The organism is Pantoea anthophila, from assembly GCF_026104315.1.
GTDB classification, from domain to species: domain Bacteria; phylum Pseudomonadota; class Gammaproteobacteria; order Enterobacterales; family Enterobacteriaceae; genus Pantoea; species Pantoea anthophila.
In genome coordinates, this window is record NZ_CP110473.1 from 3424219 (window position 1) to 3445329 (window position 21111).

The window sequence follows — 21111 nt, forward strand, 5'->3', positions numbered from 1 at the left end:
GGGTGGCAGCCGGGCTGCCACCTTAACGCTACTGATGTTTCCAGTGGGTGGAGACCGGGTTGGTGACACTGTTCTTTTCCTGCGTGTAGGTACCGTTCTGCTGGGCAATCGCTTCGCCGGTATCGACAATCGCGTTCTGGATAAACACGTTCTGCTTATCGCCGCGCACAAAGGTAAGCTGATGGAAGGCGGTCTTGTTACCCCAGTCGCTGGAGGGCAGCGAGATAAAGCGCACCGTGAAGGTCTCATCATCGAAACTGCCCTGCATCACGTAGACGCCGTAATGGTTTTCACCCTGCGAGATGATTTTATAGGTGCCGTTGTCGTAGTAATAAATTTCGGCATCGGGAAAGGGTTTTTTGTCGTACATTTTACGGTAATGCAGGACCTGCTTAATGGTGGGCTTGCCGAAGCTGACGGTCAGATTTTTTCCATCGGCAGAGGTGGTCAGCCCTTCTGCATGCGCGCCGATACCACTCATTAACATCAACAGACTGGCGGTTGCCGTTGCGATTGCTTTCACGTGAATTCTCCTGGTCTGGTTCCATGGATAGGGTGTGTCAACGTAAGGAGACTGCCTCCGGAATGTACACCGCCGTAACTGTTTATCAGAGTGGTAATTTTTAAGGTGATTAGTTTTTAGGAACAGTCTGGTCAGCGCCTCGCCCGTCCGGTTAAGACCGCATTAATCCGTGCCAGACTTAACTGCGCTTTTCGACCGGGAGAGGAGAACGTTGACCTGTTAAGCAGGCAAACTGCTAAGATCAGGATATGGATAAACAACGCGAACTCAAACGGACCAAACGCCTGGCGCTCTCGCTGCTGCTGCTGGCCGCCCTCACCTTTGTCGTCACACTGTTTCTGCCGCCCAACTTTTACGTCAGCGGCATCAAAGCCATAGCGGAAGCCGCGATGGTCGGCGCACTGGCCGACTGGTTTGCGGTGGTGGCGCTGTTTCGCCGCGTGCCGGTGCCGTTTATTGCCCGCCATACGGCCATTATTCCGCGCAATAAAGATCGCATCGGTGAGAATCTGGGGCGCTTTGTGCAGGAGAAGTTTCTGGATACCGATTCGCTGCTGAATCTGATCCGCCGCTACGATCCCTCCACCCTGCTGGCGCAGTGGCTCAATGCGCCAGGTAACGCCGACCGCGTGGGCCGCCATCTGCTGCAGGTGATGCGCGGCTTCCTGGATCTGACCGATGACACCCGCATCCAGACCTTTATGCGTCGTGCGGTGCATCGCGCTATCGACAAAGTCGATCTCAGCCAGACCAGTGCCCTGGTGCTGGAGAGCCTGACGAAGAACAATCGTCACCAGGCGCTGCTGGATGCGGCAATCGACCAGTTGCTGAAGCTGCTGCACAAACCCACCACCCGGGAATTTATCGCTAACCAGCTGGTGCGCTGGCTGAAGCGCGAGCATCCCATCAAGGCGAAAATGCTGCCGACCGAGTGGCTGGGCGAGCACAGCGCAGAACTGGTGGCGAACGCGGTGGATTCCCTGCTGGATGATGTGGCGCTGGATCAGGGCCATGAACTGCGGCTGGGCTTTAACCGGGCGGTTGAGAAGCTCATCGTGAAGCTGCAGAGCGACCCGGAAATGGCGGCCCGCGCCGACGAGATCAAAGGCTGGCTGAAAGAGGATGCCTCCTTTAACCGCTATATCGGCGAGCTCTGGAATGATATGCGCAGCTGGCTCAAGGCAGATTTCAGCAGCGAAGAGTCGCGCGTGCAGGCGAAAATAGGCGATGCGGCACGCTGGCTGGGCGAAACCCTGGCCGCCGACCCGGCGCTGCGCGACTCAATGAATCAGCACCTGGAGCAGGCCGCCCGCAGCGTCGCGCCGGAGTTTGCCCGCTTCCTGACGCGCCATATCAGCGACACGGTGAAAAGCTGGGATGCACGGGATATGTCGCAGCAGATAGAGCTGAACATCGGTAAGGATCTGCAGTTTATCCGCATCAACGGGACGCTGGTGGGCGGCACCATCGGGCTGATCCTCTACCTGCTGTCGCAGCTTCCCGCCGTGCTGCCGGTGGTGAAAGGCTGGCTGGGCTGACGTACCCAAAAAACCTCGCCTCCCTGCGGGGTTTTTTGTTCTCTGCGTCAGGCAATAAAGGGCGGTTATGGCTGCTCCAGCGCAGGCTGCGCGACCGCCATAAACGCTTTTACCCTCTCCCGATCCACATCGTTCCACCAGACGCCATCGACTTTGAGCGCACTGGCCACGATCACGGCCTGCGTGCGCGCCAGAATCTGGCAGACGTTGGCGGGCGTCACGCCCGACCCCACCAGCAGCGGTAAGGTGGTGGCAGCGCGGATCTCGTCGATTTCCTCCAGCGTGGCGCTGTCGCCGGTGCGTTGTCCGGTGGCGATAACCGCATCCGCTTCGAAGAAGTCGACATCGCGGGTCAGTTCCCGAATGGAGCGATCGGCCACTATCGCGTGGCTGCCGTGTTTAACATGGCTGTCGGCGAATACCCGGATATGTTCGGCCCGCAGCTGGCTACGGTAGCGCAGCGCTTTCGCGGCAGCCCCTTCAATAAAGCCTTCGTTGGCGATATAAGCATTCGCCCACTGATTGACGCGGATAAAATCCGCCCCGCCCGCCAGCGCGGTGGCAAAGGCAGGCAGCGCGGCATTCGCCAGCACGTTAATGCCCAGCGGCACGCCGAAACGCTCCCGCACTTTTTCCGTAATCACCGCCATCAGCGCCGGCGTTTCCGGGCCAATATCCTCAGGTTTTGAAAAAGGAATATCGCCATGATTTTCCACAATCAGGCCGTGAACCCCGCCAGCAATATAATTTTCCGCATCGCGTAATGCGCGATCAATTATCGCGCTGACAGGTTTGCCCCGATATTTTGGCGAACCCGGGAAGGGGTCACAGTGAATGACGCCAATAACCGCTTTAGGGCGTGAAAATATCGCTTGTATTGCATCAATTTTTCCTGCTGATATAGCAACCATCGCTTCTTTATCCTGTTCGGGAAAACACTATGCGTGTTTATGTGGCTGGAAATATTACTGTCGATGAAACCTGGTCTGTTACCGATATTCCGGCTAAGGGCGCCTCTGTTCACGGTTATCAGCGATCGCAGGATATCGGCGGAAAAGGCGCGAATCAGGCGATAGTGTTATCCCGTTGCGGCATTGAAACCTGTTTAATTGCCGCGACCGGTCACGACCGCAAAGGAAAATGGATCCGTCAGCAGCTCATGAACGAGCCCGTGACGTTACTGCCCACGCAGCCCATGACCGCGTTGAGCGACACCTCGCTTATTCTGCACAGCGCCGATGGCGATAACGCCATTATTACCAGTACATCGGCGGCAGATGCGCTGGATATCACTACGCTTAGCCACCATCTGGCCAGCGCGCGTCCCGGCGATCTGCTGGTGCAGCAGGGCAATTTCTCGCCTGAAAAAACCCATGCGCTGTTCAGCCTGGCCAAATCCTGCGGCCTGATAACCGTATTTAACCCCTCACCCGTGCACGCCGCTTTTGCCTCATGCTGGTCACTGGTCGATATCGCCGTGGTCAATCAGCACGAAGCGCAGCAGCTGCAGCCCCGCGCAGTGAAAACGTTAGTGACCACACTGGGCAGTGCGGGCGCCTGGCTGACGCAGGGCGACCAGCGAACGTTTTGTCCGGCGCAACCCGTTAATGCCACAGATACCACCGGCGCAGGCGATACCTTTCTTGCCGTGATGCTGGCTTCCGCGATCCGGCGTGGAGGGGAAATCGATGCTTTAGCACTGACGCATGCCAGTCAGGCTGCGGCGCTGACTGTCAGCCGTCATGGGACACGTCAGGCCTTCCCCACCGCAGAGGAACTCGCCGCGCTGCTCCAGTCAGGCGGCGAGCCAGCGGTTATTTAAACATTGCGCGATAACTGTCCACGTTGGCTTTGGTCACCACCGTGGCCGGAACCAGAATGGTTTTCGACACGGTTTTGCCTGCGGTTATCGCGTTCAGGGCTTTTACCGCCTCTTCACCCATCTTTTTCGGATCCTGTTGCAGGACAGCCGTGACATAACCGCCATCAATCCCGCTGATGGCTTTGGATGTCAGATCCCAGCCAAAGACTTTGATCTCTTTCTGGCGGCCCTGGTTTTCCACCGCCGCAATCGCGCCCAGCAGTGCCGGCTCGCCGGTCGCGTAGATAGCGGTTAAATCCGGGTTACCGGTGATCAGGTTTTCTGCCGCCGTCATCGCCGTATCCTGCACGTTCTGGCCATCAACCACATCCGCGACGGTGATGCCCGGATTGCTTTTGATGGTTTCTTCAAACCCCTTCTGACGCTGGTTCTGTACGGCCGAATTCAGCGCACCCACAATGCCCAGTCGCGCTTTGCCGCCCATATTTTTCGCCACGTAGTCGACAAAATAGTGACCAATAATTTTGCCGCCTTCCAGGTTATCCACGCCCACCTGTGCCGCCTGTGGGCCCGCCGGTAATACCGCATCAATCGCTATAACCGGTATTCTGGCGGCGGCCGCTTCTTTAATCGCTGGCATAATGCCGTTGACGTCAATCGCGTCCACCATAATGCCCTTCACACCCTGCTGAATATAGGTTTCAATGGCGTCGTTTTGAGACACTGGATTATCGTTGGCGTTAAAGATCACTAAATTTTTACCGCTGGCTTTCGCTGCTTCCTGGGCGCCATTATTCATCTGATTAAAAAACAGGGCCTGCTGATTGATCTGAACCAGCGCATAAGTGGGGGCGGCTTTTGCCAGTGAAAATAATGAACCCGCAGACAGTAAGCCGGTTGCCAGCGCAACAGCACGCAGTTTTCTGGTGTTAAATGCCATCATCTTAAAATTCCTCGTCGGGAATGAGCGATAACCAGTTGATCTCCGCATTAAAATGCAGAGGGAATAGTGTTGGCGGGCAAATATCGTCTGAATGGCTGCTTCAGCCAGAACCTGAATAATCGACTTTCTGCACACCGTCCATTATGGTGCACGTGTGAAAGGAATTAATCGGGTTTGGGAGTGACTCCCGGGCCGTGCGGTAAACTGCCTTTAACATTCGCTTCTGGCTAAATTTTGTCAAGCGATTATTTTATCGTCAGCGGGCATGGAAAAACTGTCTCCGCTGCGCGCAACTGTGTTACTGATAGCCGATTCCGGGCAAGATGGCAGGTGATATGAGTAAAAAACGGGTGCTGTTATCGGATGTGGCAGCGCTGGCCGGACTCTCTAAAGCGACCGTATCCCGCTATATGAATCAAAGCATTATGCTGCCGCAGGAGACGATTGATCGCATTGAAGCGGCGATTCGTCAGCTGGATTATCGCGGTAACAGCCTGGCGCGTCGCCTGAGCAAGGGCGGCAGCGAAACCCTGGGACTGGTGCTGCCCGATATTACCAATCCCTTCTTTGCCGAACTGGCAGATGCCGCCGAAGAAGCCGCCTCTGCCCATGGCTACAGCCTGGTCCTCTGTATTACCCGCAACCATCCGGACAAAGAGAGTCAGTTTATTCGCTGGCTGGATACCTGCCAGGTGGATGGCCTGCTGTTTACCACCAACCATCCTGATAACGGTCTGTTACGCAAAGAGATTAACCGCCACCAGCGCATCGTGCTGCTGGATGAGGACATCCCTGGCAGCGTCGTGCCCAAAGTGTTTGCCGACAACGTTCAGGGTGGACGGATGGCTACCGAAAATCTGATTGCTGCGGGTCATCGGGATATCGCCTTTGTCGGCGGCCCGGCGGAACTGATGAGTGTACGCGAACGCTACCAGGGGTTCTGCACCGCAATGGAGCAGGCTGGCCTGCGTGTCCCGCCCGAATGGGTGATGTACGGCGAATACCAGCGTGAGTTCGGTAAACAGGCGCTGGAACAGCTGTTCAGCCGCGCAGAGCGCCCCACCGCCGTCTTTGCCGCCAGCGATTTTCTGGTACTGGGATTGATGGATGGCCTGCGCGCGCGTGGGCTCAGTGCGCCCGACGCGCTGTCCCTGGTGGGCTTTGATGACGCCACCTATGCTGACTTCACCCAGCCCCGTATATCCACCATCCGCCAGCCCGCACGCGAACTGGGCCGCACGGCCGTAGAGATCATGTTGCGTATCCTGAATGATGACCTCCCCGTCCCCGCCGAAACCCGTCTGCAGGTTGAATGGGTGGCGCGCGACTCGATACGGATCCGTTAACCACGATCCAGAATGGCGCAAAAGCGCACAATAGTGGCGCAAAAAGTGAGCGCCTTTATTTTGCCGGTTTCTGTTCAGTAAACCGGTTTACCAGAAGTCAAACGGCAAATGTGCTGTATTACAGTGAGTTAGATCCTAAGTGCCACGCCGGGTCACAGACTGGCACGGAAGCTGCACTGTCTCACCCGGCAAACAAATATCGTGTAGCGTGTTGTTCTGTGTGTTGTGACAAAGGGTTTATCCTGCAGGTAAACCGGTTTATAAGGGCGTAAACCGTGCCGGATAGCCCCTTTTTACATGCAGAGTAACGGTCCCGTTAGTGGTGATGGGAGTAATCATATGCAGCAGGCACACACTGCCCTGACACGGGTAGAGATGGTGAATATTACCAAGACCTATGGCGCGATCCGGTCTCTGCAGGGCGTCAACCTGCAACTGGCTCCGGGTGAAGTGCTGGGTCTGGTGGGCGACAACGGCGCGGGAAAATCCACGCTGACCAAGGTGCTGTCAGGTGCGGTCGTCCCGACCAGCGGCACGATTCGTATTGATGGTGAAGAGCAGCATTTCTCTACTCCGGCGGATTCGCGCCGCTGCCATATCGAGATGGTGTATCAGGACCTGTCGCTGTGCGACACCGTCGATGTGGCAGGCAACCTGTTTATGGGACGTGAACCGATGAAGTCCATTTTCGGCATCCCGTTTCTGGACGAAGAAAAAATGCACACTGACGCGCGGGAAATGCTGAAAGGCCTGGGGATTTCTATCCCGGATACCCGGCTGCTGGTGCGCAACTTATCCGGCGGGCAGCGCCAGGCGATTGCCATTGCACGCGCTGCCGCCTTCGATCCCAAGGTACTGATTATGGATGAACCCACCGCCGCGCTGGCCGTCGCCGAAGTGGAGGCGGTGCTGGAGCTGATCCGCCGGGTGTCGGCACGGGGCGTGAGCGTCATCCTGATCACCCATCGCTTACAGGATCTCTTCCTGGTGTGCGATCGCATCATGGTGATGTACGAGGGCACCAATGTGGCGGAGCGCCGCGTGGCCGAAACGGATCTGACCGAGATCGTTAATTTGATCGTGGGTGAGAAGTTTGTCGCCCGCTCGGTCGCCGCGCACTGAGCGAGGTAACAGGATGACTATTATGAATCTGAGCAGTTCCCGTATGACACAGCACTCGCTGCCGCGTCGTCTGCTGCACAACCACTCTGGCGTGGTGAGCATCGCGCTGTTTTTCGTGTTCTGCTGCGTGGTCTTTTCCCTGATCACCGGCAACTTCCTCAGCAGTGCTAACTGGCTGAATATCATTCGCCAGAGCGCGCCGCTGCTGATTGTCGCCACGGCGATGACGCTGGTGATCACCACGGGCGGGATCGATCTTTCCGTAGGATCGACGCTGGCGCTGGTCGGCGCCCTCTCCGCTATCGCGCTGAATAACTGGGGCCTGCCCTGGCCGGTGGTGTTGCTGGGCGGCTTGCTGCTGGGCGCGCTGGTGGGGGCCATTAACGGCTTCTTTATCGCTTACGAAGGCATTCCGGCCTTTATCGTCACGCTGGCGACGCTGGCGGTGGTGCGCGGCGTGGCACTGCTGATTACCCAGGGCTACTCCATTCCCATCCCTGCCGACAGCCCGTTCGCTTTAATGGGCCGCGCCTGGGTACTGGGCGTGCCGATGCCCGCACTGATTGGCATCGTGGCGCTGATCGTCGGCCATATCGCGCTGAATCATATGCGCTTTGGTCGCTATGTCACGGCGATTGGCGCGAATGCGGAAGGCGCGCGCCGGAGCGGCATTAACACCAAAGCCATAACCATGAAGGTCTACATCCTTAGCGGTATGGCGGCGGCGCTGGCGGGCATGATCATCACCGCGCGTCTGGGCAGCGGCTCCTCTAACCAGGGCGAAGGCTTCGAGTTGCAGGTGATCGCGGCGGTGGTGCTGGGCAGTACCAGTCTGTTTGGCGGCTTCGGAACCGTTATCGGCACGCTGCTCGGCGCGCTGTCGATTGCCATCATCCAGAACGGCCTGATTCTGTCGCATATCTCCCCGTTTTACACGCAGATCGCCACCGGTACGATTATTCTGCTGGCCATCTGGCTCAACACCCGCATTCTCAACCCGACGCGATCGGCGGCGAAAGGATAGCTGATGAAACACTCTATTTTTCGTCATCCCGATCCGCTGCCGCTGGGCAGCAACAGCGGCTATGTGATGACCGTCCTTGGCCCGCTGCCGGTGAGTAAGATGGGCGTGACGCTGATGCACGAGCACATTCTGCTGGATGCCTCCGGCAAGTGGGTACCGCCCTGCTGCTGTGGCGAGCGTCATCTGGCGGAAATGCCGGTCAGCATCGAAAACCTGGGCGAGCTGTCGCTTAATCCGCTGATCAGCCGCGATAACTGTCAGCTGTTTGATGTGGATCTGGCGATTGAAGAGCTGATGAAGTTCCGGGCACTGGGCGGCGAGACGGTGGTGGATCCCACCAATATCGGCATTGGCCGTGACCCGAAAGCGCTGCAGCGCATCGCGCGCCTGACCGGGCTGAACATCATCATGAGCACCGGGCTGTATCTGGAGCCCTCACATCCCGACTGGGTCAAATCGATCAGCATTGACGCGCTCTCTGACAGGCTGATTTATGACCTGGGCGGCAGAGAGGAGAAACCCGAGGTGCTGGCTGGCCTGATCGGCGAAATCGGTGTGTCCAGCCGCTTTACCCCTGACGAGGAGAAATCCCTGCGGGCGGCGGGCCGCGCCAGTGCCGCGACACGCGTGCCGGTTGAGGTGCATCTGCCCGGCTGGGAGCGCTTAGGCCATCGGGTGCTGGATATCCTGGAAGAAGAAGGCGCTGACCTGCGTCATGTGGTGCTGTGCCACATGAACCCCAGCTTTGCCGATAAGCGCTACCAGCGCGATCTGGCACAGCGCGGCGCCTTTCTGGAATATGACATGATCGGCATGAGCTATTACTACGCCGATGAGACCGCGCAGTCACCGTCCGATGAGGAGAATGCCCGCGCCATTCGCGAGCTGATCGATGACGGCTTTATCGAGCAGATTTTGCTGTCGCAGGACGTGTTCCTGAAAACCATGCTGACCCGCTACGGCGGTCACGGCTATGGCTACATCCTTAAACATTTTGTCCCGCGCCTGAAACGCCATGGCGTCAGCGGCGAACAACTTGAAACCTTACTGATTGCTAACCCACAGCGCGTTTTTGGTGGGTAAGGGAGAACCTGAATGCAGAAGAAAATTTTACTGGTCGGCGAGTCCTGGACCAGCACGTCTGTTCACGTCAAAGGCTTCGATCAGTTTGCCACCGCCACCTGGCATAATGGCGCGACCGACTTTATGGCGGCGCTGGCCGACAGCGATTATGCCATCACCTACATGCCCGCCCATGCTGCCGCCACCGACTTTCCGTTAACCCCGGACGGGCTTCAGCAGTGGGATGCGATCATTCTGTCCGACATCGGCGCCAATACGTTGCTGCTGCACCCGGATACCTGGCTGAAGAGCCAGCGCACGGCAAATCGCCTGACGCTGATCCACGACTATGTGGCGGCGGGCGGCGCGCTGATGATGATTGGCGGCTACTTCAGTTTTCAGGGTATCAATGGCGGCGCGCGCTATCGCAACACGGCGGTCGAGAAAGTCCTGCCGGTGCGCTGCCTGGCCTGGGATGACCGCATCGAAACGCCAGAAGGCGTTTATCCCTGCGTGACCGAATCTCACGCGCTGTTCGCCGGTATGCCAGACGACTGGCCATGGCTACTGGGCTATAACGAAGTGGAGATGCACCCGGAAGGTAAACTGCTGGCGACCATCGCCGGCACCTCACATCCGCTGCTGGCGGTGCGCGAGTATCAGCAGGGTCGCTCACTGGTCTGGACCAGCGATATGTCTGCCCACTGGCTGCCGCAGGAATTTGCTCAGTGGCCGGGTTACCGCCAGCTGTGGATCAACTGCCTGGACTGGTTAACGGTGCGCGGATGATGAGCCAGAGCCAGACGCTGGCGCAGCAGCTGTTGCGCTTTGACACCATTAATCCCCCGGGCAACGAAGCGGCCTGCATGCACTTTCTGGCAGAGTGGCTGGCGGAACGGGGCTTTGAGGTCACCCTGTCCCCCTTCGGTGAAAATCGCCTGAACCTGATTGCCCGCCTTCCTGGCCGTCAGCCCGGCCCGCAGCTGGCGTTTACCGGCCATCTGGATACGGTCCCGCTCGGCAATGCTGACTGGCAGTTCGATCCGTTTGGTGAAGTCGTGGGTGACCGGCTTTACGGTCGCGGTTCGAGTGACATGAAGGCCGCCGTCGCGGCTTTTGCTGTGGCCTGCGTGACGCATCAGCAGGCGATTCAGCAGGGCTCCGGCGTTGTACTGGTGATCACCGGCGGGGAGGAGACGGGCTGTGACGGCGCGCGGGCGCTGATTGCTGCCGCTGACCTGCCCGATGTCGGCGCATTGATTGTCGGCGAGCCCACCGCCAACTATCCGGTTATCGGCCATAAAGGCGCACTCTGGCTACGCTGTGAAACGCGCGGGAAAACGGCCCATGGCGCGATGCCGGAACTGGGCATTAATGCCATTTATCTGGCGGCGGAGGCTCTGGGCAGGATCCAGCACTTCTCGCCTGGCGCGCCACATCCGCTGATGAAGCAGCCGACCGTTAACGTCGGACGCATTTCAGGCGGCCTGAACATTAACTCTGTGCCCGATCGCACCCAATTTGATGTGGATATCCGCAGCGCACCCAATCTGCAGCACGCCACCATCCGACAGCAACTGATAACCTTACTGGGAGAGAGCGTAACGGTGACGACGCTGGTGGATCTGCCGGCCGTGCTGAGCGAAGAGAATCAGGCCTGGATTCATTCCGTTTATCAGCATTGTCAGGCGTTACATGACGCTCCGCTGACGCCGCGCATTGTGCCCTACTTTACTGATGCGTCACTGTTGTTGCCCGCACTGGGTACGCCGCCCTGCATTATCCTCGGTCCCGGCGAGCCATCCATGGCACACCAGACCGATGAATACTGCCTGCTGAGCCGGTTAGCGGAAGCGGAGCTGTTGTATGGTGCGTTGATTAACGACTGGATGAAATCATAGAGGGGTGCCTCAGACGGCCGGGCGAATAAAGGGGCGCACGGCGCCCGCCATAAAAAAGGCCGCCCTGAGAGGCGGCCTTTTTTCATTCACGGTGCTTAGCGCCGCTTAATCAGCATAAATATACTGATCGCAAAGAACGCAAAGCTTGGCAGGATCGCCCCCAGCACCGGCGGCAGTCCGTAAACCAGACTCAGCGGGCCGAAAATCTGATCCAGCACGTAGAACAGGAAGCCGAAGCTGATACCGGTCACGACCCGTACCCCCATCGACACGCTGCGCAGCGGACCGAAAATAAACGACAGCGCCATCAGCATCATCACCGCCACCGACAGCGGCTGGAAAATCTTGCTCCACATATTCAGCCGGTAACGTCCTGACTCCTGGCCGCTCTGCTTCAGATACTTACTGTAATTATACAGACCGCGAATCGATAACGCATCCGGGTCGAGCGCCACCACGCCCAGCTTGTCGGGCGTCAGATTGGTTTTCCACTCGCCGCTCAGACTCTGTGAGCCGGTGATCTGCTTCGGATCGGTCAGGTTCGACTCATCGACCTGTGACAGTATCCAGCGCTTTTTGTCTTTATCCCAGGTCGCCGTCGCCGCATAACGCACGCTCTGTAAACGGCGCTGATCGGTAAAGTTATAGATGCTGACACCGTCAATCTCATTGTCGCCTTTAATGCGCTCAATAAAGATGAAGTTGTTGCCATCCTTCGCCCAAAGACCATTCTGCGTCGACACCAGTGCGCCGCCGTAAAGCTGCTGCGCCCGGTAGTTACGCGCCATCTGCTCACCTGACGGCGCCACAAATTCCCCGATCGCCATGGTCAGCAGCACCAGCGGAATCGCCGTTTTCATCACCGACAGCGCCACCTGCATGCGGGTAAAGCCCGCCGCCTGCATCACCACCAGCTCACTGCGCTGCGCCAGCGCGCCCAGTCCCAGCAGAGCACCCAGCAGGGCCGCCATCGGGAAGAAAATCTCAATATCTTTGGGCACGCTCAGCAGGGTGTAATAGCCGGCGCTCAGCGCGCTGTAGCTCCCCTGCCCGGTCTTACGCAGCTGATCGACGAACTTGATAATGCCGGAAAGCGACACCAGCATGAACAGCGTCAGCATTATCGTATTGAAAATCGTTTTACCGATATAACGGTCAAGAACGCGAAACATCAGACTGACCCTCCGCGTGTAAAGCGGGCGCGAACCCGACGCATCGGCACCGTATCCCACAGGTTAAGCACTATCGCCAGCAGCAGATAGCTGATATTCACCACCCACATCCACACACCCGGATCGAGGCGGCCTTTTGCTCCGCTCGACTTCAGCGAACTCTGCAGCAGGAAGAAGATCAGATAGAGCAGCATCGCAGGCAGCATCGACAGCACGCGTCCCTGACGGGGGTTCACCACGCTGAGCGGCACCACCATCAGCGCCATCACCAGCACTGCGAACACCAGCGTCAGACGCCAGTGCAGCTCAGCCTTAAACTCAGGCGTGTTGTTGCTGAACAGGCCGGTAAAGCTCGACTGCTCTGCATCATTCGGATCGAGCGTCGCCGCCTTATAACCCACAATCGCCTGATAGTTGGTGAAGTCGGTAATGCGGAAGTCACGCAGCAGGGCCGTGCCCTCAAAACGGGTGCCCTTATCCAGCGTTACCACCTGAGAACCATCTTTGCGCTGCTCCATGTGGCCGCTGTCGGCCAGCACTACTGACGGACGCGCATTGCCTTTAGGCCGCAGCTGCGCCAGGAAAACGTTACCGAACTGGTTGCCCTTTACATCCTCGACAAACAGCACGGCGCTGCCGTCGCTGGAGGTCTGGAACTGGCCAGCGGCCATCGCCGCGGCTCCCGGGTTCGCTTTGGCATTTTGCGTTACCTCATCCTGATAGCGGGATGACCAGGGGCCGAGCCAGATAACGTTCACCGCCGCCACCAGCGAGGTAAAGAGCATCAATACCATCGCCGCTTTAACCAGCACGGCCTTACTCAGGCCGCAGGCGTGCATCACGGTAATTTCACTTTCCGTGTAAAGCCGTCCCAGCGTCATCAGGATCGCCAGAAACAGACTTAAGGGCAGTATAAGTTGTGCCATTTCAGGCACGCCGAGTCCTAACAGTGTCAGAACCAGGTTTGTCGGCACTTCGCCATCCACCGCGGCTCCCAGGATCCTGACTAACTTCTGGCAAAAGAAGATGAGTAGCAGGATAAACAGGATAGCCAGCTGGCTTTTGAGCGTTTCCCGAACCAGATATCTAATGATGATCACGCTTAGTACGCCTGTGAAAACTTGTCTTTTTGCAGGAAAATCGCTAGTTTCAACGCTTATCAGCCATTTTTCTTCATCAATGGCCGTCGTCGTAGCTAAAATTGTATGAAAAACGCGTCCGGGTGGTGAAAAAACAACATCTTGTCACCCTGATTCATTATGACCTCCAGCGGCAGAATGTCATGCTGCGACAATGAATAAATGGGTCATGAGCGCGCTACATTCTAGCGGCAGCAGCGGCCGTTGTCTTTAAGATTCAGGAGAGTGCATGGAGTTCAGTGTAAAAAGCGGAAGCCCGGAAAAACAACGCAGTGCCTGCATTGTCGTTGGCGTTTTCGAACCGCGTCGTCTGTCACCGATTGCCGAACAGCTGGATAAAATCAGTGACGGTTACATCAGTGCCCTGCTGCGCCGCGGCGAGCTGGAAGGAAAAGTGGGCCAGACACTGCTGCTGCATCATGTGCCAAATATCCTGTCTGAGCGTATTCTGCTGATTGGCTGCGGGAAAGAGCGTGAACTGGACGAACGCCAGTACAAGCAGGTCATTCAGAAAACCATCAATACGCTGAACGACACCGGCTCCATGGAGGCGGTCTGCTTCCTGACCGAGTTGCATGTCAAAGGACGCAATACCTACTGGAAAGTGCGTCAGGCGGTGGAAACCTCAAAAGAGGCGCTCTACAACTTTGATCAGCTGAAGAGCAACAAAGCCGAGCCACGTCGTCCGCTGCGCAAACTGGTGTTCAACGTGCCGACCCGTCGCGAGCTGACCAGCGGCGAGCGGGCGATCCAGCACGGGCTGGCGGTTGCCGCCGGTATGAAAGCGGCGAAAGATCTTGGCAACATGCCGCCTAACATCTGTAACGCCGCCTATCTGGCGTCACAGGCGCGCCAGCTGGCCGATGCCTTCAGCAAAAATGTGACTACCCGCGTGATCGGCGAACAGCAGATGAAAGAGCTGGGCATGAACGCCTATCTCGCCGTCGGCGCCGGCTCGCAGAATGAGTCGCTGATGTCGGTCATTGAATACAAAGGCAATCCGGACGCTGAAGCGCGCCCGATTGTGCTGGTGGGTAAAGGGCTGACCTTTGACTCCGGCGGCATCTCCATCAAGCCTGCCGACAGCATGGATGAGATGAAGTATGACATGTGCGGCGCCGCCGCGGTCTATGGCGTCATGCGTATGGTGGCCGAGCTGAACCTGCCGCTGAACGTGGTCGGCGTGCTGGCGGGCTGTGAAAACATGCCGGATGGCCGTTCGATGCGTCCCGGTGACGTGCTGACCACCATGTCAGGCCAGACGGTCGAAGTGCTGAACACTGACGCCGAAGGCCGTCTGGTACTCTGTGATGCACTGACTTACGTCGAGCGTTTCGACCCGGAAGTGGTGATCGACGTCGCGACGCTGACCGGTGCCTGCGTAATTGCGCTGGGCCATCACATCAGCGGCCTGCTGTCGAACCACAATCCGCTGGCGCATGAACTGATCAGCGCGTCCGAGCAGTCCGGCGATCGCGCCTGGCGTCTGCCGATGGCGGATGAGTTCCAGGAGCAGCTGGAGTCCAACTTTGCCGATATGGGCAACATTGGAGGCCGTCCGGGCGGCGCGATCACCGCCGCCTGCTTCCTGGCGCGTTTCGCCCGCAAATATAACTGGGCGCACCTGGATATCGCCGGAACCGCCTGGCGCTCCGGCAAGGCCAAAGGCGCCACCGGTCGTCCGGTGCCGATGCTGTCACAGTTCCTGTTGAATCGGGCAGGATTGAACGGCGACGATTAAGCGCCCTCTTTTCTGACAGCAAGGGCGGATCTGATTCCGCCCTTGATCTTCTGATGAGCAAACCGATGAAAAACGCAACCTTCTACGTGCTGGAAACCGATGCCACCCAGGATGGCCTGAGCGCTGTTGAAGCGCTGGTGTGCAATCTGGCGGAAACACGCTGGCGGGCCGGAAAGCGGGTGCTGATTGCCTGCGAAGATGAACAGCAAGCCATTCGTCTCGACGAAGCGCTGTGGCAACGACCGGCCAATGCCTTCGTGCCGCACAACCTGGCGGGTGAAGGCCCGCGCTACGGGGCGCCGGTTGAGCTGGCCTGGCCACAGCGTCGCGGCAGTTCACCGCGCGACCTGCTGATTAGCCTGCTGCCCCACTTCGCAGATTTTGCTACTGCTTTCCATGAAGTGATAGACTTCGTTCCTTACGAAGACGCTCTCAAACAACTCGCGCGCGACCGCTACAAAGCGTATCGCAGCGTGGGTTTCCAATTGAATACGGCAGCGCCACCACAGCCGCAAACGACATAGCAGAAATGGAAAAGACATATAACCCGCAAGATATCGAGCAGCCGCTTTACGAGCACTGGGAAAAGCAGGGCTACTTCAAACCGAATGGCGACACCAGCCAGGAAAGCTTTTGCATCATGATCCCGCCGCCGAACGTCACCGGTAGCTTGCACATGGGTCACGCCTTCCAGCAAACCATCATGGACACCATGATCCGTTACCAGCGCATGCAGGGCAAAAACACCCTGTGGCAGGCGGGCACGGACCACGCGGGCATCGCCACGCAGATGGTGGTTGAGCGCAAGATTGCGGCTGAAGAGGGCAAAACGCGCCAGGATTATGGCCGCGATGCGTTCATCGAAAAAATCTGGGAGTGGAAAGCGGAATCCGGCGGCACCATTACTCGCCAGATGCGTCGCCTCGGTAACTCCGTTGACTGGGAGCGCGAGCGCTTCACGATGGACGAAGGCCTCTCCAACGCCGTTAAAGAGGTGTTTGTTCGCCTCTACAAAGAGAACCTGATCTACCGTGGCAAACGCCTGGTGAACTGGGACCCGAAACTGCGCACCGCAATCTCCGATCTGGAAGTGGAAAACCGCGAGAGCAAAGGCTCGATGTGGCATATCCGCTATCCGCTGGCGGATGGCGCTAAAACCGCCGACGGCAAAGATTATCTGGTCGTCGCCACCACCCGTCCGGAAACCCTGCTGGGCGACACCGGCGTGGCCGTGAACCCGGAAGATCCGCGCTATAAAGATCTGATCGGCAAATTCGTGATGCTGCCGCTGGTTGGCCGCCTGATCCCGATCGTCGGCGACGAACACGCGGACATGGAAAAAGGCACCGGCTGCGTCAAAATCACTCCGGCTCATGACTTCAACGACTACGAAGTCGGCCGTCGTCATCGCTTACCGATGATCAACATCCTGACCTTTGACGGCGATATCCGCGACCGCGCTCAGGTGTATGACACCAACGGCGAAGCCAGCGATGTCTGCTCCGACGACATCCCGGCCGCCTTCCAGGGCATGGAACGCTTTGCCGCGCGTAAAGCGATTGTCGCCGCGGTGGATGAACTGGGCCTGCTGGATGAGATCAAACCCCACGACCTGACCGTTCCTTACGGTGACCGTGGCGGCGTGGTGATTGAACCGATGCTGACCGACCAGTGGTATGTGCGTACCGCCCCGCTGGCGAAAGTGGCGGTTGAAGCCGTTGAGAACGGTGATATCCAGTTCGTGCCGAAGCAGTACGAAAACATGTACTTCTCCTGGATGCGCGATATTCAGGACTGGTGTATTTCCCGTCAGCTGTGGTGGGGTCACCGCATTCCGGCGTGGTATGACAACGACGGCAACGTCTACGTCGGCCGCACTGAAGACGAAGTGCGCGCGGAAAACAACCTGGCCGCCGATGTGGCGCTGCGTCAGGATGATGACGTGCTGGACACCTGGTTCTCCTCAGGCCTGTGGACCTTCTCTACCCTGGGCTGGCCGGAGAACACCGAAGCGCTGCGCACCTTCCATCCGACCAGCGTGCTGGTCAGCGGCTTCGACATTATCTTCTTCTGGATTGCCCGCATGATCATGCTGACCATGCACTTCATCAAAGATGAAAATGGCAAACCGCAGGTGCCGTTTAAAACCGTCTACATGACCGGTCTGATCCGTGATGAAGAGGGTCAGAAGATGTCAAAATCCAAGGGCAACGTGATTGACCCGCTGGATATGGTTGATGGCATCTCGCTGGAAGCGCTGCTGGAAAAACGTACCGGCAACATGATGCAGCCGCAGCTGGCCGAGAAGATCCGCAAACGTACCGAGAAGCAGTTCCCGAACGGCATCGAGCCATCAGGCACCGATGCGCTGCGCTTTACGCTGGCGGCACTGGCCTCAACCGGTCGCGACATCAACTGGGACATGAAGCGCCTGGAAGGGTATCGCAACTTCTGTAACAAGCTCTGGAACGCCAGCCGCTTTGTGCTGATGAACACCGAAGAGCAGGATTGCGGACAGAATGGCGGCGAGATGACGCTGTCGCTGGCGGATCGCTGGATCCTGACCGAGTTCAACCACACGGTGAAAGCCTACCGTGAAGCGCTGGATACCTATCGCTTCGATATCGCGGCGAACATCCTGTATGACTTCACCTGGAACCAGTTCTGTGACTGGTATCTGGAGCTGACCAAGCCGGTCATGAACAGTGGCAGTGAAGCGGAGCTGCGCGGCACCCGTCACACGCTGGTTCACGTACTGGAAGCGCTGCTGCGCCTGGCGCACCCGATCATTCCGTTTATCACGGAAACCATCTGGCAGCGCGTGAAAGGCCTGAAAAACATCAGCGATGACACCATCATGCTGCAGCCGTTCCCGCAGTTTGATGCCGCGAAGGAAGATGCGGAAGCGAAAGCCGATATCGAGTGGATGAAGCAGGCGATCGTTGCCGTGCGTAATATCCGTGCGGAGATGAACATTGCGCCGAGCAAGCCGCTGGATGTGCTGCTGCGTGACTGTTCACCGGCTGCCCAGCGCCGCGTTGAAGAGAACCGTAACTTCCTGTCACGCCTGGCGCGTCTGGAAAGCCTGACCATTCTGCCGGCAGGCGAGAAAGGTCCGGTCTCGGTCACTAAAATTGTGGAAGGCGCAGAGCTGCTGATCCCGATGGCGGATCTGGTCGACAAAACCGCTGAGCTGGAGCGTCTGGCAAAAGAGCTGGTTAAGCTGGATGTGGAAATCGAGAAGATCGAGACCAAGCTGGCGAACGAAGGCTTTGTTTCACGCGCGCCGGAAGCCGTAGTGGCGAAAGAGCGCGAGCGCGTGGCAGACCTGCAACAATCAAAAGCAAAACTGATTGAACAGCAGGCGGTCATTGCGGCACTCTGATTAACAGTTTGCTCTGAAAAAACCCCGCGCTCTTGCGCGGGGTTTTTTATGGGTGAATGAGCCAGAAATAGGGTTATCCCGATTCAGACTAAAAAATAGCGCCAGTTTCCCTGCGCCATCTGCACTGCCTGTTTGCGAATTAACGTCATGGCAGCAATATTCAGATCAGTAAATTCAGAGTAATGGTATCGGCAAAAGGCGTTACGTGTTAGTTAAATAAGAAAGAAAAAGATCGGTGTCAATCTGTCAATAACCCGCCGCCATCGGTTTTATTCAGGCTGCATCGTATTATTCAGATGCGTAACAGCCGCGTTTAAAACCGTCATACATCTCTCTTTCCAGTACCCCCCGGAGTTGGATTTACTGAGCGCAGCCGTGCTTTTCGCAACATAAAGCGATACCTCATCCGGCGCTGGCTCAATAAATGGCACACCACAAATGGCATCAACATTTTCTTCATTGAGAAACATCAATACCTTTGCAGGGTTTGCAGGCAGGGCATAGGCCATAGCGATGTTTAAACCTTCCTGAAAAGAGGTTTGCCCTAAGAAAGGCGAACGAGTAAGAACCGGGTAGAGTCTTATCCAGTAAGCGCGTCCTTCTGAAAGATAGGCCGTTATCTGTTCATAATCTTTTTCAGAAAGTTGAGTGCTGTCGTTACTGCCCGATGCCGTCAGGACTTTGTCTGCTAAAACTTCCTCTGAGGATTTAATCTCCGCTGATGAACACATCAAAGAGAATAAAGCAATTGCCACAACAAATGGCCATTTCATTTCATAGCTTCCTTTTTTCAAAATATTATTTTTATCGCTTTTTGAAGCGTTCAACTTACCGAAGCAAAGCCAGATAGCGTTGATTTGCAACAACGAATAAAGACAGATCTCAATACAAAGACAGCCTTATTTTCAGAAATGCGAGAAGAACGCACTTTTATTCATAAGGCGGGTAATCATTAAAATTAAAAAGAATTCCTGCATCGTAGTCAGAAATGTAAATGGCATTAAAAGCGTCTGAGGATTATCAGTAATATTGCTTTTAGATGACGATAATGTTACTTCTGGTAAATGTCTAACCGATTCGCATAACCCAACCCCAACATGATTCCTGACTCTCAACACCTCCAGGTGCGGCCGATTACTGCCGCCGATAATCCGCATATCGCTCATGTCATCCGCGTTGTTTCGGCGGAATTTGGCCTGACGGCTGACAAGGGCTATACCGTCTCCGATCCCCAGCTCGACCAGCTGTTTGAGCTCTACAGTGCCGATCAGAGCGCCTACTGGATTGTTGAGTATCAGGGCAAGGTGGTGGGCGGCGGAGGTGTGGCGCCTCTCGCCTGCAGTGCGCCAGACATCTGCGAACTGCAGAAAATGTACTTCCTGCCCGTGGTGCGCGGCCAGGGCCTGGCGCGCGAGCTGGCACTGCGGGCGATGGATCATGCACGCAGCCACGGCTTCCGTCGCTGCTACCTTGAAACCACCGCCAGCCTCACCCGCGCCATCAGACTCTATGAGTCGCTGGGCTTTGCGCACATCGAGGGCGCGATGGGCTGCACCGGCCATGTGGATTGCGAAGTGCGCATGCTGAAGACCTTATAAGCCGCGCTCCACGTAACGCATATCGTTGATGGACTCGATTTTGAACTGCCCATTATCGGTGTAGCGCAGCAGCGTCACGCTGGCATTCTTAAGCTGCTCGCGTAACGAAGTATCGCCCAGCGCCTGCAGCAGCGTGGTGATAGCCATACCGTGACTGACCACCAGCACATTGCCTCCGCCCTGCTGCTGCGCCTGCTTCGCGATTGCCGTAATACTCTCCACCATGCGCTTAGCTACCTGCTGATAGGTTTCGGCCTGGCCGGAGGATTTAATCCCAGGCAGCGATGGCGTGCCTGCGGCTTCCGCCTCATGAATCGCATCGATCATCCTGTCCATCTGAATTTTACCGGCGTTGAATGCCTCCAGCAGCGCCGTGTCGGAGGGATAACCCGCCTGAAGGGCGGCAGCGGTAATCAGATTTTTATCCAGATCGCCTTCATAAAGGCCAAATCCCACCTCGCGCAGCCCTTTCATCTCCTTCAGCACAGGCGGATTTTTCCAGTTCTTCATCACCAGCTGCGCGGTTTCTCTCGCCCGACCCGAATCGCTGGACCAGGCCGCGACGAAGGGCAACGGCTGCAACCCCCGCCCCAGTTGCTCTGCAACCGCGGCGCCGGAAGCGGTCAGCGGCGTATCGGCCCATCCCTGGGCGCGATGCACCGTGTTAAACATGGTCTTGCCATGCCGGGTCACATAGAGCATCACATCCGCGGCCCAGGCGGAGCCGGCAGTGCTGACGGAGATGAGGGCAATTAACATCAGGGTTTTCAGTTTCGTTTTCATTTTACTCTCCGG

General features: G+C 57.2%; 19 protein-coding genes. 12 read left to right on the top strand and 7 right to left on the bottom strand.

All coding sequences use genetic code 11. From position 1 onward, the window contains the following. Nucleotides 1-28 precede the first annotated feature (28 nt). Nucleotides 29-523 carry a hypothetical protein gene (locus OJ965_RS18500; RefSeq protein ID WP_140028791.1) on the bottom strand — a complete coding sequence of 165 codons (495 nt, stop codon included), beginning with the start codon at nt 521-523 and terminating at the stop codon, nt 29-31. A gap of 248 nt (nt 524-771) precedes the next feature. Between OJ965_RS18500 and OJ965_RS18505 the strand changes: the two genes are divergently transcribed. Continuing rightward, nucleotides 772-2061: a DUF445 domain-containing protein gene (locus OJ965_RS18505; RefSeq protein WP_265137342.1), complete on the top strand. Its 1290-nt coding sequence runs from the start codon at nt 772-774 to the stop codon at nt 2059-2061. A gap of 65 nt (nt 2062-2126) precedes the next feature. Here the strand turns inward: OJ965_RS18505 and OJ965_RS18510 are convergent, their stop codons facing one another. Next, nucleotides 2127-2972 carry a BtpA family protein gene (locus OJ965_RS18510; protein ID WP_058957603.1) on the bottom strand — a complete coding sequence of 282 codons (846 nt, stop codon included), beginning with the start codon at nt 2970-2972 and terminating at the stop codon, nt 2127-2129. A 29-nt stretch (nt 2973-3001) separates the two neighbouring features. On the opposite strand from OJ965_RS18510, the gene OJ965_RS18515 reads away from it, so the two are divergent. Beyond that, entirely contained in the window at nt 3002-3883 is an 882-nt protein-coding gene (locus tag OJ965_RS18515; protein WP_265137343.1) for a ribokinase, read from the top strand. On the opposite strand, the gene OJ965_RS18520 is transcribed toward OJ965_RS18515, so the two are convergent. Beyond that, a complete protein-coding gene (locus OJ965_RS18520; RefSeq protein WP_150028702.1) occupies nt 3876-4826 on the bottom strand; it encodes an ABC transporter substrate-binding protein in 951 nt (316 codons plus the stop codon). The two genes, OJ965_RS18515 and OJ965_RS18520, sit on opposite strands and share 8 nt — an antisense overlap. A gap of 323 nt (nt 4827-5149) precedes the next feature. On the opposite strand from OJ965_RS18520, the gene OJ965_RS18525 reads away from it, so the two are divergent. From OJ965_RS18525 to OJ965_RS18550, 6 genes are all read left to right on the top strand, one after another. Beyond that, entirely contained in the window at nt 5150-6172 is a 1023-nt protein-coding gene (locus tag OJ965_RS18525; RefSeq protein ID WP_111207644.1) for a LacI family DNA-binding transcriptional regulator, read from the top strand. A 375-nt stretch (nt 6173-6547) separates the two neighbouring features. Then, nucleotides 6548-7294 carry an ATP-binding cassette domain-containing protein gene (locus OJ965_RS18530; RefSeq protein WP_186806395.1) on the top strand — a complete coding sequence of 249 codons (747 nt, stop codon included), beginning with the start codon at nt 6548-6550 and terminating at the stop codon, nt 7292-7294. A gap of 22 nt (nt 7295-7316) precedes the next feature. After that, nucleotides 7317-8318, top strand: a complete 1002-nt coding sequence (locus OJ965_RS18535) for an ABC transporter permease (RefSeq protein ID WP_186806390.1) — start codon at nt 7317-7319, stop codon at nt 8316-8318. A gap of 3 nt (nt 8319-8321) precedes the next feature. Further along, on the top strand, nt 8322-9401 hold the full coding sequence (locus OJ965_RS18540) for a phosphotriesterase family protein (protein WP_154928564.1): 1080 nt from the start codon (nt 8322-8324) through the stop codon (nt 9399-9401). A 12-nt stretch (nt 9402-9413) separates the two neighbouring features. Then, on the top strand, nt 9414-10169 hold the full coding sequence (locus tag OJ965_RS18545) for a glutamine amidotransferase (protein WP_140028786.1): 756 nt from the start codon (nt 9414-9416) through the stop codon (nt 10167-10169). Further along, the gene (locus OJ965_RS18550) at nt 10169-11281 is read left to right on the top strand and encodes a M20 family metallopeptidase (protein ID WP_265139295.1); all 1113 of its coding nucleotides are present in this window, start codon (nt 10169-10171) and stop codon (nt 11279-11281) included. The genes OJ965_RS18545 and OJ965_RS18550 overlap by 1 nt, the downstream gene beginning before the upstream one ends. 95 nt (nt 11282-11376) lie before the next feature. Here OJ965_RS18550 and lptG read toward each other — a convergent pair whose 3' ends face one another. Both lptG and lptF read right to left on the bottom strand, forming a co-directional pair. Beyond that, on the bottom strand, nt 11377-12453 hold the full coding sequence (gene lptG / locus OJ965_RS18555) for an LPS export ABC transporter permease LptG (protein WP_265137348.1): 1077 nt from the start codon (nt 12451-12453) through the stop codon (nt 11377-11379). Beyond that, nucleotides 12453-13553, bottom strand: coding sequence for an LPS export ABC transporter permease LptF (lptF, locus tag OJ965_RS18560; RefSeq protein ID WP_058957610.1), 1101 nt, complete (start codon nt 13551-13553; stop codon nt 12453-12455). The genes lptG and lptF overlap by 1 nt, the downstream gene beginning before the upstream one ends. A 268-nt stretch (nt 13554-13821) precedes the next feature. Here lptF and pepA point away from each other — a divergent pair, with 268 nt between their 5' ends. From pepA to OJ965_RS18575, 3 genes are all read left to right on the top strand, one after another. Continuing rightward, nucleotides 13822-15333 (top strand): leucyl aminopeptidase, encoded by a 1512-nt coding sequence (gene pepA / locus OJ965_RS18565; RefSeq protein WP_009092357.1) that lies wholly within the window; start codon nt 13822-13824, stop codon nt 15331-15333. Between the two features lie 65 nt (nt 15334-15398). Continuing rightward, a complete protein-coding gene (locus tag OJ965_RS18570) occupies nt 15399-15857 on the top strand; it encodes a DNA polymerase III subunit chi (protein ID WP_009092358.1) in 459 nt (152 codons plus the stop codon). 5 nt (nt 15858-15862) lie between these two features. Beyond that, nucleotides 15863-18718, top strand: a complete 2856-nt coding sequence (locus OJ965_RS18575; protein WP_046101111.1) for a valine--tRNA ligase — start codon at nt 15863-15865, stop codon at nt 18716-18718. A 269-nt stretch (nt 18719-18987) separates the two neighbouring features. Here OJ965_RS18575 and OJ965_RS18580 read toward each other — a convergent pair whose 3' ends face one another. Next, the gene (locus OJ965_RS18580) at nt 18988-19584 is read right to left on the bottom strand and encodes a hypothetical protein (protein WP_265137353.1); all 597 of its coding nucleotides are present in this window, start codon (nt 19582-19584) and stop codon (nt 18988-18990) included. A gap of 231 nt (nt 19585-19815) precedes the next feature. Here OJ965_RS18580 and OJ965_RS18585 point away from each other — a divergent pair, with 231 nt between their 5' ends. Further along, nucleotides 19816-20316 carry a GNAT family N-acetyltransferase gene (locus OJ965_RS18585; protein WP_140028783.1) on the top strand — a complete coding sequence of 167 codons (501 nt, stop codon included), beginning with the start codon at nt 19816-19818 and terminating at the stop codon, nt 20314-20316. On the opposite strand, the gene OJ965_RS18590 is transcribed toward OJ965_RS18585, so the two are convergent. Continuing rightward, the gene (locus OJ965_RS18590; protein WP_111207638.1) at nt 20311-21099 is read right to left on the bottom strand and encodes a histidine phosphatase family protein; all 789 of its coding nucleotides are present in this window, start codon (nt 21097-21099) and stop codon (nt 20311-20313) included. The two genes, OJ965_RS18585 and OJ965_RS18590, sit on opposite strands and share 6 nt — an antisense overlap. Between the last annotated feature and the right edge of the window lie 12 nt (nt 21100-21111).

Excerpts from the sequence above, each read along its gene's own strand:
- OJ965_RS18505 (WP_265137342.1), top strand. The coding sequence starts at position 772 with ATGGATAAACAACGCGAACTCAAACGGACCAAACGCCTGGCGCTCTCG.
- OJ965_RS18510 (WP_058957603.1), bottom strand. The coding sequence starts at position 2,972 with ATGGTTGCTATATCAGCAGGAAAAATTGATGCAATACAAGCGATATTT.
- OJ965_RS18515 (WP_265137343.1), top strand. The coding sequence starts at position 3,002 with ATGCGTGTTTATGTGGCTGGAAATATTACTGTCGATGAAACCTGGTCT.
- OJ965_RS18520 (WP_150028702.1), bottom strand. The coding sequence starts at position 4,826 with ATGATGGCATTTAACACCAGAAAACTGCGTGCTGTTGCGCTGGCAACC.
- OJ965_RS18525 (WP_111207644.1), top strand. The coding sequence starts at position 5,150 with ATGGCAGGTGATATGAGTAAAAAACGGGTGCTGTTATCGGATGTGGCA.
- OJ965_RS18530 (WP_186806395.1), top strand. The coding sequence starts at position 6,548 with ATGGTGAATATTACCAAGACCTATGGCGCGATCCGGTCTCTGCAGGGC.
- OJ965_RS18535 (WP_186806390.1), top strand. The coding sequence starts at position 7,317 with ATGAATCTGAGCAGTTCCCGTATGACACAGCACTCGCTGCCGCGTCGT.
- OJ965_RS18540 (WP_154928564.1), top strand. The coding sequence starts at position 8,322 with ATGAAACACTCTATTTTTCGTCATCCCGATCCGCTGCCGCTGGGCAGC.
- OJ965_RS18545 (WP_140028786.1), top strand. The coding sequence starts at position 9,414 with ATGCAGAAGAAAATTTTACTGGTCGGCGAGTCCTGGACCAGCACGTCT.
- OJ965_RS18550 (WP_265139295.1), top strand. The coding sequence starts at position 10,169 with ATGAGCCAGAGCCAGACGCTGGCGCAGCAGCTGTTGCGCTTTGACACC.
- lptG (WP_265137348.1), bottom strand. The coding sequence starts at position 12,453 with ATGTTTCGCGTTCTTGACCGTTATATCGGTAAAACGATTTTCAATACG.
- pepA (WP_009092357.1), top strand. The coding sequence starts at position 13,822 with ATGGAGTTCAGTGTAAAAAGCGGAAGCCCGGAAAAACAACGCAGTGCC.
- OJ965_RS18570 (WP_009092358.1), top strand. The coding sequence starts at position 15,399 with ATGAAAAACGCAACCTTCTACGTGCTGGAAACCGATGCCACCCAGGAT.
- OJ965_RS18575 (WP_046101111.1), top strand. The coding sequence starts at position 15,863 with ATGGAAAAGACATATAACCCGCAAGATATCGAGCAGCCGCTTTACGAG.
- OJ965_RS18585 (WP_140028783.1), top strand. The coding sequence starts at position 19,816 with ATGATTCCTGACTCTCAACACCTCCAGGTGCGGCCGATTACTGCCGCC.
- OJ965_RS18590 (WP_111207638.1), bottom strand. The coding sequence starts at position 21,099 with ATGAAAACGAAACTGAAAACCCTGATGTTAATTGCCCTCATCTCCGTC.